The 11,252-nt window shown below is 67.9% G+C and carries 7 protein-coding genes; 1 reads left to right on the top strand and 6 read right to left on the bottom strand.

Going from position 1 to position 11,252, the window contains the following annotated elements; all coding sequences use genetic code 11:
* Positions 1-63 precede the first annotated feature (63 nt).
* The 5 genes from CR470_RS08040 to ngcE form a co-directional block, all read right to left on the bottom strand.
* Positions 64-1,176 (bottom strand): sugar ABC transporter substrate-binding protein, encoded by a 1,113-nt coding sequence (locus tag CR470_RS08040; protein WP_097866872.1) that lies wholly within the window; start codon positions 1,174-1,176, stop codon positions 64-66.
* Positions 1,177-1,296: 120 nt separating this feature from the next.
* Positions 1,297-2,496: an ROK family transcriptional regulator gene (locus CR470_RS08035; RefSeq protein WP_097866871.1), complete on the bottom strand. Its 1,200-nt coding sequence runs from the start codon at positions 2,494-2,496 to the stop codon at positions 1,297-1,299.
* A 215-nt stretch (positions 2,497-2,711) separates the two neighbouring features.
* The gene (locus CR470_RS08030) at positions 2,712-3,659 is read right to left on the bottom strand and encodes a carbohydrate ABC transporter permease (RefSeq protein ID WP_097866870.1); all 948 of its coding nucleotides are present in this window, start codon (positions 3,657-3,659) and stop codon (positions 2,712-2,714) included.
* Positions 3,659-4,579, bottom strand: a complete 921-nt coding sequence (locus CR470_RS08025; protein ID WP_097866869.1) for a carbohydrate ABC transporter permease — start codon at positions 4,577-4,579, stop codon at positions 3,659-3,661. The genes CR470_RS08030 and CR470_RS08025 overlap by 1 nt, the downstream gene beginning before the upstream one ends.
* 49 nt (positions 4,580-4,628) lie before the next feature.
* Positions 4,629-6,074 (bottom strand): N-acetylglucosamine/diacetylchitobiose ABC transporter substrate-binding protein, encoded by a 1,446-nt coding sequence (ngcE, locus tag CR470_RS08020; RefSeq protein ID WP_097866868.1) that lies wholly within the window; start codon positions 6,072-6,074, stop codon positions 4,629-4,631.
* A 503-nt stretch (positions 6,075-6,577) separates the two neighbouring features.
* Here ngcE and CR470_RS08015 point away from each other — a divergent pair.
* A complete protein-coding gene (locus tag CR470_RS08015; RefSeq protein WP_097866867.1) occupies positions 6,578-10,462 on the top strand; it encodes a GH92 family glycosyl hydrolase in 3,885 nt (1,294 codons plus the stop codon).
* 59 nt (positions 10,463-10,521) lie between these two features.
* On the opposite strand, the gene CR470_RS08010 is transcribed toward CR470_RS08015, so the two are convergent.
* Positions 10,522-11,139 (bottom strand): histidine phosphatase family protein, encoded by a 618-nt coding sequence (locus CR470_RS08010; protein ID WP_097866866.1) that lies wholly within the window; start codon positions 11,137-11,139, stop codon positions 10,522-10,524.
* Between the last annotated feature and the right edge of the window lie 113 nt (positions 11,140-11,252).

The raw sequence follows: 11,252 nt of genomic DNA, 5'->3' as shown, positions 1-11,252 counted from the left end.
AGCTCGCGGGAAGCGCGGCGCGGGCGGGACCCGGCGGCCCGAGGGCGGGCCGGGCCCGGGAGCCTACTTCAGACCGATCTTGTCGCAGTCGGCCTTGTACTTGGCCGAGCAGATCTCGTCCAGCGTCCAGATGCCGTCCTTGATGACGGTGTCCTTGATGTTGTCCTTGGTCAGCGAGACGACCGGGACGAGGACCGTCGGGATGCCCTTCGCCGTGGCGCTGTCGACCTTCGAGGTGGCGATGGAGTCGAGCTTCTCGCCCTTGGCGAGGGCGACGGCCATCTCCGCGGCGACGATGCCCTCGGCCGGGTAGGACTTGTAGACGCTCATGAACTGCTCACCGGAGACGATGCGCTGCACACCCGCCAGTTCGGCGTCCTGGCCGGTGACCGGGGGGAGCTTCGGCAGACCGGCGGCCTTGAGGGCGGTGATGATGCCGCCCGCCATGCCGTCGTTGGCGGAGTAGACGCCGTCGATCTTGTCCTTGCCGAGCGCGGTGATCGCCGCTTCCATGTTGGCGTTGGCGTTCTCCGGCTTCCACTCCTTGGTGTCGTACTCCTTGCCGTACTTCACCTTGCCGTCGAGGACCGACTTGGCGCCCTTCTTGAAGAGCGCGGCGTTCGGGTCGGTGATCGCGCCGTTCATCATCACGATCGTGCCGCCGTCGGCCTTGTCGCCCAGGGCCTCCAGCAGGGCGGTGCCCTGGGCCCGGCCGACCTCTTCGTTGTCGAAGGAGGTGTACGCGTCGATGGGACCCTCGGCGAGACGGTCGAAGGCGACGACGGGGATGCCCTCGTCCTTGGCCTTCTTGACGCTGTTCGCGATCGCCTTGGCGTCCACCGCGCCCAGGATGAGCGCGTCGACCTTGTTGGTGATCATGGTGTCGACCTGCTGCGACTGCGTGTTCGCGTCCTGCTTGGCGTTGGCGTAGACGACCTCCGCCTTGCCGCCGGTGAGCTCGCTGATCTTCTTCTCGATGATCGGCCGGTCGAACTTCTCGTAACGGGCCGTCTGGTTCTCGGGGAGGAGCAGACCTATCTTCAGGTCGTCGCCCTTCTTCTCCGAGCTCTGCTCGGCCTTGTCACCGGACTCCTTGGCGCTTCCGCAAGCGGCCAGCGAGACCGCCATCGTGGTGGCGGCAACGGCAACGGCGGCACGACGCATACGCGTGTTCATTCTCGAACCTCCCTGACGAGGCCGCGACGTTGCGGCCGAGGTGGCTGGAAGTCAACTCGGCCCCAGCGTCAGCGTCAAGGAGTAAATCCTTAACGAGATGACAACGGTGCCATTCGTTATCTAAGTGAAGGCAGGAGTCGCCGCAGGGAAGGTGCTCTCCAAAAGGGTTGAATCCCCCATCTCGCTGAGCACCAGGGCGAGTGCGCCCAGTACCTCGGCACGCCCGCCGAGCGCGCCGGGCAGCACCGAGAGCTGCCGGGCGGCGCTCGGGATCGCGTAACGCGACACGGAGTCCCGTATGGGTCCCAGGACCAGCTCCCCGGCCTCCGCCAGCGAGCCGCCGAGCACGACGCGGCTGGGGTTGAGCAGATTGCACAGGTTGGCCACGCCGCTGCCTATGTGGCGGCCCACGTCGCCGATCACCCGGCGGCAGCCGGGATCGCCCTCCCGCGCCAGCTGGACCACCCGCTCCATGGTGAGCCCGGGGCCGTGGCTGGGCTGGAGCAGCGGCAGGACGTAGCGGGCGGCGGTGAAGGTCTCCAGGCAGCCGCGGTTGCCGCAGCGGCACACCGGGCCCGACTCGTCGAGCGTGATGTGCCCGATCTCGCCGGCCGTGCCGCCGGGGCCCCGGTAGATGGTCCCGTCGATCACCAGGCCGGCGCCGACGCCGCTGGCCACCTTGATGTACGCGAGGTCCTTGACGCCCCGTCCGCTCCCCCAGACCAGCTCGCCCAGCGCCCCGAGATTGGCGTCGTTGTCGACGTACACGGGCACGCCGAGGCGGCCGGAGAGCTCCTCGCTGGGGTTGATGCCCGTCCAGCCCGGCAGGATCGAGGTGGAGCCCAGGGTGCCGGACTCGACGTCGATGGGGCCGGGCACGCCGAGACCGATGCCGATCACCTTGTCCGGGCCGATCCCGGTGGCCGCGATCAGCCGCTTGACCAGCACCTCCGCCCGGTCGAAGCCCTCGGCGGACGAGGCGTCGACGTCCAGCGGCTCGGACTCCTCGGCGAGCACCTGGTGGGCGAGGTTACCGACGGCGACGCGCAGATGCGTATGGCCGAAGTCGACGCCGATGACGATGCCCGCGTCGCCGCTGAGCGAGACGCTGCGGGCCCGTCGGCCACCCGCCGAGGTGGGAGTGACCTCGACCGTTCCGCCGTCCTTCAGCTCCCGGACGATATTGGAGACGGTGGCCGCGGAGAGCCCGGTGCTCCGGGCGATCTCCGCCTGGGTGAGCGATCCCGCCATCCGTACGGCGCGTACGACCCGCTCCAGATTGGCCCTGTGCAGCGATGTCTGCGACCCGGGAGTCTCCATCGACTCATCCACTCCTGCCCTTGGCGGGCGGTCCGGCAGGACCGCCCCGGCCGGGGCCGCAGCGATGAGACCCCGGCTTCCTCCAACATGTGAACTCTAAGCTGACCGTTCGGGGGTGCCTCCCGTCAAGACCTGAGCACCCGTGCGCACCGCGACGGCCCGGTGCCCCGGCGGAGGGATTCCGCCGGGGCACCGGGCCGTACGCGAGGGACGAGCTACTTCAGGGCGCCCGCCGTCAGGCCGGAGACGACCTGACGCTGGAAGATGATGTACGCCGCCAGCACAGGCAGCATCGCGATCACCAGGCCGGCGAAGAGGCCGGAGTAGTCGCCCTTGTAGCCCTGGCTGGACGCCAGCTCCACCAGGCCCTGGGCCAGCACCCGCTTCTCCGGGTCGGTGTTCAGCACCGTGGGCAGCATGTACTGGTTCCACTGCCCCAGGAAGTTGAAGATGCCGACGCTGATCAGGCCGGGCTTGGCCATCGGCAGCATGACCTGGAAGAACGTGCGGGTGTGCGAGGCCCCGTCGATGATCGACGCCTCCGCCACCGAGGTCGGCAGCGTCCGGAAGAACGAGGTCAGGAAGAACACGGTGAACGGCAGCGAGTACGCGATGTACACGAGGATCAGGCCGTGGATCGTGTTCAGCATCCCCATGTTGTCCATGACGTAGAACAGGGGGACCAGCGCCAGCATGATCGGGAAGCTCATGCCGCCGACGAACAAGAAGTAAATGAACCGGTTGCCCGGGAACTCGAAGCGGGCGAGCACATAGGCGGCCATGGACCCGAGGACCAGGGTGCCCGTGAGCGACCCGCCCACCACCAGGATGGTGTTCAGGAAGTACTCGCTCATGTGGGCCTGGCTCCAGGCCCGGCCCCAGCTGTCGAAGTTCAGTGAGCTGGGCAGCGACCACGGGGTGTTGAAGATGTCCGCGTCGGTCTTGAACGAGGACATCACCGCCCAGAACAACGGCAGGACGACCATGATCGCCCACAGGATCAGCACCCCGTGCGAGAAGACGTTGAGGACCTGGCCCTCGCTCTTCTTCGCGGGGGCGGGCGCGCCCTTGCCCACCGGCCCGGTGCGCTGGGCCGGAACCTTCGCCGCGTCGGCGTCGGCGGGGCCGGAGGGCCCGGTGGGAGGGGTGTCAGTGGTCTTCATCAGAACTCCAGCCGCTCGCGCCGGCCCACCCGCATGACGATGGCGGCGAACGCCAGCGTCACGAGGAGCAGGGCGACACCGATCGTGGTCGCGTAGCCCGCCTGTCCGTCACGGAACGCCGACTGGTACACGTACAGCGGCAGGACGGTGGTCGAGTAGTCGGGCCCGCCGGGACCGACGCTCATGATGTGGACGATCGCGAAGCCCTCGGCGCCGAGCGCCAGGATGCCCATGTAGACCCACCCGGACTGGACCGTGTCCCACAGCAGGGGCAGCGTGATCCGGAAGAAGGTCGTGAAGCGGCTCGCCCCGTCCAGCAGGGCGGCTTCGTAGAAGTCCTTGGGGATGGAGGCCATGCCCGCGGAGAACAGCACCACGAAGAAGCCGGTCGTGCACCAGACGAGGACCGCCATGATGCACCACAGGGCCAGCTGCGGATCGCCCAGCCAGTCCGGTACGTCGCTGATCCCCACGGCCTTGAGCGTGCCGTTGATCATGCCCTGGGCCGGGTCGAAGGCGAACTGGAACAGGATGGCCACGATCGCGATCGAGAGCACCTGCGGGAAGAAGTACGCGATCTTGTAGAAGCCCGAGCCCCGTACGCCGGCGATGGCGGCGTCCTTACGGCGCCGCCCGCCCACGTTGAGCATGAAGGCGAAGAAGAGTGCGAGCCCCAGCGTCACCAGCGGCAGCAGCACGGCCAGCAGCACACTGTGCTGCAGTGATTTCCAGAAGATGTCGTCATCGAGCATCTTGGTGTAGTTGTCGAACCCGACCATCTTGAAGTCGGGACTCAGCCCCGTCCAGTCCGTGAACGAGTAGTAGATGGACTGGATGAAGGGCCAGATGACGAAGATGACGTACAACGTCATCGGGACCACCAAGAACCCGATTATGAACCGGTATTTACCGTGTTGCATCGTTACCGACTCCGACCTTCCCGTGCTGCCCGCCGCTGGTGACGCGTGGTCACTGGTGCTTGAAGTGCTTGATGGACTGGTCCTTGGCGGTCGCGTCGGCGAAGGCCTGGATCTTCTTGATGGTCTCGGCCGGCTTGGCGCGGCCGGCCATCATCTCGCCGAGCGCGGCGACGCCGATCTGCTCCTTCTGGAGCTTCACGTACCAGTCCTGCAGGCGGGGGTTGACCACGTTGGTGCCGGCCTTCTCCAGCGCGGCGACACCGGACTTCAGGCCGTCGGACAGCTCGATGCCGTCCGTGCCGCCGTTGAAGGCGGAGAGCGACTTGGTGCTGCTGGTGAAGGACTTCGAGGAGGCCTCGCTGAGCATGATGCGCAGCTGCTCCATGCCGCCGGCGGGGTTCTTCGCCTTGCTCGGGACGATGAACGGCTCGCCGCCGGACGCCCACAGCGTGCCGAAGGGCAGCTTGTCGGAGGAGTCGAGGCTGGAGGGAGCGCCCACGGACAGCTTGAAGTCCTTGGGGATGATCGCCGCTTCCTCGTTCTCGACCCAGGAGCCGTTCGGGATGAACAGCGCCTTGCCGCGGGCCCACGCGCCCTGGGAACCGCGGTGGTCCAGACCCGGGGTGCCCTTGAGGATGTAGCCCTTGGCGACGAGCTCGTAGTACGCCTCGAAGGCCGCCTTGACCGCGGGGTGCTCCCAGGCCTTCGGCTCCAGGTTGTCGATCGCGTCGAGGACCTCGACGCCGCCGATCTTGGCGATGAAGGGGTACAGCGAGAAGGGGAGGTAGTAGGGGTGCTTGCCGGGGTAGGTCCAGCCGGCGATGTCCTGCTTCTTCGCCTTCGCGCAGAGCGCGAGCATGTCGTCCCACGTCTCCGGGTACGTGGCGTCGAGCTTCTCCAGCGCGGTCTGCGAGTACCAGACGCCGTAGACCGTGTACGCGTAGTACATGATCCAGACCTGCTCGCCGTCGAACTGGCCCATCTCGATGATGCCGGGCCGCAGGGTGTCGCGGACCTTCTTGGCGGGGTCGTCGATGGAGGGGGCGTCGAGCAGCGGGGTCAGGTCGGTGAGCTGCTTCTTGCCGACCAGGACGCCCATGTCCATCTGCTGGGCACCGGAGTTGTCGATCAGGTCCGGCGGGGTACCACCGTTGAACCGCGGCTGAAGAACCGACTGGATCTTCTGCGTCGCGGAGAACTTGACCTTCGCGTCAGGATAGGTCTTCTCGTAGACGGCCTTGGCGTCCTCGGCGTACTTGGTGCCGAAGCCACCGTCGAAGATGACGATCTCCAGCGGTGCGCTGCCGTTGACGGCCAGCGGGTTCTTCTCGGTCTTTTCGCCCTTTTCGACCTTGTCGTCGCTGCCGCTGTCGCCGCTCGCGCAGGCGGACAGGAAGCTCATCGTCGGAACAGCGATCAGGCCGAGTGCGGCAGAACGCTTGATCAGATCGCGACGGCCAAGGCCCTCATTGTTGTGGGCGGAGGTGGATCCCATGCTCAAGTCCTCGCCTTCTCCAGGACTCAGGCGGTGTACCGGTCACCCGTCGAAAATTCGCCTAGGCGAAGGGCCCCGCCACCGCGGTCAGTTGCGCTTGGGTCATGCGGATAAACAGATGTACCGGACGGGCCGGTGCAGTGGGGATGCCGGGAGACCGTACAGCGAGGACACCTCTGGCGTCCTCGCAACCGTCTCTGTTTCCCCCGTGCGCACGTCCGCGCGAAGCGGCTGTGCGGGTGCCGACAGGTATAGTCCACTTGTCGCCAACTGAGCAAGATCGAAAGCAGGTTTGGGCGGCAGTCTTTCCCGAGTTGAGACCTCACGGATACCTCGGCACCCCGCGCCCTCCTCCCGCGGCGGCTATTTCCCCATTCCGGCCGATTCGCCGACGAGCCCCGCGACAACACCCTTGACACGTCCAGCCACTTGGATCCCTACTGGACCTTGCATCCCGCTTGACAACGTTGTCCACGCATTTTCCCGGGGAGGAACGGCTCGGCATGCAGCCACCACGCGGCCTCGATCACGGATCCGACAAGGCCCCTCACGCGGTCCCCCGCCCGGCTTCCCGCCGGAGACGGACCCCCACAGCAGCCGCCCTGGCGGCATCCCTCGCCCTGGTGGTGATCGCCCCGGCGGTCGCCACCGCTCAGCCCTCCTCACCGGACCGGAAACCGCCCGGCGACCGGACGTTCAGCACCTCGTTCGAGGCGGACGAGAAGCAGCCGGACTGGCGCAGCACCGTCGAGGAGGGCCCCGACGGTGAGGAACGCTCCTCCGGCGTCGACGGGGGCTTCTCCTCCGGCATACCGGGCAATGTCACCGACCGGGTGACGGAGCTGCGCGCGAGCGCCGAGAACACCGCGGGCGGCGAGGTCAAGGAGAACCTCGTCGACGTCGAGCCGGGCTCCAAGTGGCTGACGTTCAAGCCCACCGGCTGGGTCGAGTTCGATCTGGACGAACCCGTCAAGGTCGTGACGTACGCCCTCACCTCGGCCAACGACCACGCCGAACGCGACCCGAAGGACTGGACGCTCAAGGGCTCGGCGGACGGCAAGGAGTGGACCGACCTCGACACCCGCGCCGGCGAGACCTTCGCCAAGCGGCACGAGACGAAGACGTACGACTTCTCGGGCGGCACCGCCTACCGGCACTTCCGGCTGGAGATCACCGCGAACAACGGCGCGTCGGACGCGCTCCAGCTCGCCGACGTTCAATTCTCGAACGGTGACACCTCCGCACCGGTGCCCGAGGAGATGCGCAGCCAGCCCGACCGCGGCCCCTCCGGATCCCCCACCGCGAAGTCCGGCGCGGGATTCACCGGAAAGAAGGCACTGCGTTACGCGGGCACCCACACGCCCGACGGACGCGCCTACTCGTACAACAAGATCTTCGACGTGAACACGGCCATCACCAAGGACACCGAACTGTCCTACCTGGTCTACCCGCAGATGGGCGAGACGGACCTGAACTACCCCGCCACGCACGTCGCGGTGGACCTGGCCTTCACCGACGGCACGTACCTGAGCGAGCTGAAGGCCACCGACAGCCACGGCGGGCCGCTGACACCGCAGGGCCAGGCGGACGCCAAGCGCCTCTACGTCAACCAGTGGAACAAGGTCGCCGCCCGCCTCGGCACGGTCGCCGCGGGCAAGACGGTCGACCGGATCCTGGTGGCGTACGACTCCCCCAAGGGTCCGGCGAAGTTCCAGGGCTGGATCGACGACATCACGATCGCCCCGAAGAAGCCCGAGAAGCGCAAGGCGCATCTGTCGGACTACGCGCTGACGACCCGCGGCACCAACTCCAGCGGCGGCTTCTCGCGCGGCAACAACATTCCGGCCACGGCCGTGCCGCACGGCTTCAACTTCTGGACGCCGGTCACCAACGCGGGCACCACCAGCTGGCTGTACGACTACCACCGGGGCAACAACGCGGACAACCTCCCGACGCTCCAGGCCTTCGCCGCGAGCCATGAGCCGAGCCCCTGGATGGGCGACCGGCAGACCTTCCAGCTGATGCCGTCGGCCGTGAGCGGCACCCCGGACGCGTCCCGGAGCGCCCGCGCGCTGCCGTTCCGGCACGAGAACGAGACGGCGAAGCCGCACTACTACGGCGTCACGTTCGAGAACGGCCTCAAGGCCGAGATGACGCCGACCGACCACGCGGCCCGGATGCGGTTCACCTACCCGGGCAAGGACGCGAGCCTGGTCTTCGACAACGTCACGAACGACGGCGGCATCACCCTCGACCCGAAGACCGGTTCCTTCTCCGGCTACTCGGACGTCAAGAGCGGCCTGTCCACCGGGGCGACCCGGATGTTCGTGTACGGCGTCTTCGACGCGCCGGTCACCGACAGCGGCAGGCTGAAGGGCGGCGGGGGCGACGACGTCACCGGCTTCTTCCGCTTCGACGCGGGCAAGGACCGCACCGTCAACCTGCGGCTGGCCACCTCGCTGATCGGCGTCGACCAGGCGAAGCGGAACCTGGCGATGGAGATCCCGGAGTCCACCTCCTTCGAGCGCATCCAGCGCAAGGCGCAGAACGCCTGGGACGACATCCTGCGGACGGTCGAGGTCGAGGGCGCCGACGCGGACCAGCTGACCACCCTCTACTCCAGCCTCTACCGGCTCTACCTCTACCCGAACTCCGGCCACGAGAAGGTGAAGGGCAAGAACAGGTACGCCAGCCCCTTCTCCAAGGCGACCGGTGAGAACACCCCGACGCGGACGGGCGCGAAGATCGTCGACGGCGAGGTGTACGTCAACAACGGCTTCTGGGACACCTACCGCACGACGTGGCCCGCCTACTCCTTCTTCTCCCCGAAGAAGGCCGGCGAGCTGGTGGACGGCTTCGTCCAGCACTACAAGGACGGCGGCTGGACCTCGCGCTGGTCCTCCCCCGGCTACGCGGACCTGATGACCGGCACCAGCTCGGACGTGGCGTTCGCCGACGCGTACGTCAAGGGCGTGAAGTTCGACGCCGAGGCGGCGTACGAGGCGGCGCTCAAGAACGCCACCGTGGCCCCGCCGTCCTCGGGCGTCGGCCGCAAGGGTCTTGAGACCTCGGTCTTCACCGGGTACGCGGACACCGCCACCCACGAGGGCCTGTCCTGGTCGCTGGAGGGTTACGTCAACGACTACGGCATCGCCCGGATGGGCGAGGAGCTGTACAGGAAGACGAAGAAGGCCCGGTACAAGGAAGAGTCCGAGTACTTCATGAACCGGGCGCAGAAGTACGTCAAGCTCTTCGACGACAAGGCCGGATTCTTCCAGGGCAAGAAGCCGAACGGTGACTGGCGCCTGCCCTCCGGCAGTTACGACCCGCGTGTCTGGGGCTACGACTACACGGAGACCAACGGCTGGGGCTACGCCTTCACCGCCCCGCAGGACAGCCGGGGCCTGGCCAACCTGTACGGCGGCCGGGACGGGCTCGGCAAGAAGCTGGACACGTACTTCTCGACGCCGGAGACGGCCGGCCCGGAGTTCGTCGGCAGTTACGGCGGCGTCATCCATGAGATGACCGAGGCGCGTGACGTGCGGATGGGCCAGTACGGGCACAGCAACCAGGTCGCCCACCACGCCACGTACATGTACAACGCGGCCTCGCAGCCGTACAAGACGCAGGAGAAGGTCCGCGAGGTCCTGGGCCGGCTGTACGTCGGCAGCGAGATCGGGCAGGGCATCCACGGCGACGAGGACAACGGCGAGCAGTCGGCCTGGTTCCTCTTCTCGGCACTCGGCTTCTACCCGCTGGTCATGGGCAGCGGTGAGTACGCGATCGGCTCGCCGCTCTTCAAGAAGGTGACCGTCCGCATGGACAACGGACGCAAGCTGGTCGTGAAGGCCCCGAAGAACAGCGACAAGAACATCTACGTGCAGGGCGTGAAGGTCAACGGCAAGAAGTGGACCTCCACGGCGCTCCCGCACGACGTGCTGGCCAAGGGCGGCACGCTGGAGTTCGCCATGGGTCCGAAGCCGTCGGCCTGGGGCACGGGCGAGGACGCGGCCCCGGTCTCCGTGCAGAAGGACGACAAGGTCCCGACGCCCAAGGGCGACGCGCTCAAGGGCGACGGCGCGCTCTTCGACGACACCTCGGCCACCTCGGCGACGGTCGACTCGGTGGAGCTGCCGGTGTCCTCGGCGACGAAGGGGCTCCAGTACACGCTGACGTCGGCGGCGGCCGACAAGGCCCCGCGGGGCTGGACGCTCCAGGGCTCGGCCGACGGCGAGAAGTGGACGGACCTCGACCGCCGCTCCGGCCAGTCGTTCGCCTGGGACAAGCAGACCCGGGTGTTCTCGGTGGACAGGCCCGGCTCGTACACCGCGTACCGGCTGGTGCTGACGGGTTCGGCGACGCTCGCGGAGGTGGAGCTGCTCTCCTGACCCCTACGCGATGAGTGCGGGCGGCCGGCACCCCCTGGTGGGGTGCCGGCCGTCGGCGTTCACGTCTGCTGGAGGCTCTCGGGCAGGGCGAGGTTCAGGGCCACGACGACCGGCCGGCCGTGTTCGGTACCGAGCCGGGAGACGGCTCCGGTGGCGAGCTGGAAGAGCCGCCCCTCGGCCGGTGTCAGACCGAGATAGCGGGCGGTCAGGACGCGCAGGAAGTGCGAGTGCGCGACGAGCGCGATGTCCGCGCTCCCGATTCCCTCGGCGGCGGACCGGACGCCCGCGAGGACCTGGTCGGCCCGCGCCCCGATCTGGGCGGGGCTCTCGCCGGGGTGCTCCTCGGAGCCGGGGTCGACGCCGTCGGTCCACAGGTTCCAGAAGGGCCGGGTACGGCGGATCGCCAGGGTGGTGATGCCCTCGTAGCCGCCGTAGTCCCACTCCCGCAGTTCGGGGGTGACCCGGGGGTCGGGGAGTCCTGCCAGTTCGGCGGTGCGGCGGGCCCGGATCAGCGGGCTGACGAGGGTGAGCCCGATGTTCCGGTCGGCCAGCAGCGGGACGAGCGCGCGGGCCTGGCGCTCCCCGACGTCGGTGAGAGGGAGGTCGGTGTAGCTCGTGTGCTGTCCGGAACGGGACCACTCGGTCTCGCCGTGCCGGATGAGGATCAGCTCGCCCATGGGGTCCGTTCACTTTCCGTACGGGTGGTGCGGGTGGGGCGCCGCAGCCCCACGATCGCACGCCGGGCTCCGGGAACGCGGAAGGGCCGCGCCCCGGGGAGACCCGGGACGCG

The organism is Streptomyces sp. rh34, from assembly GCF_002551245.1.
Taxonomy (GTDB): domain Bacteria; phylum Actinomycetota; class Actinomycetes; order Streptomycetales; family Streptomycetaceae; genus Streptomyces.
Note: the sequence above shows the minus strand (reverse complement) of the source record. Positions and strands in the feature narration are given on the sequence as shown.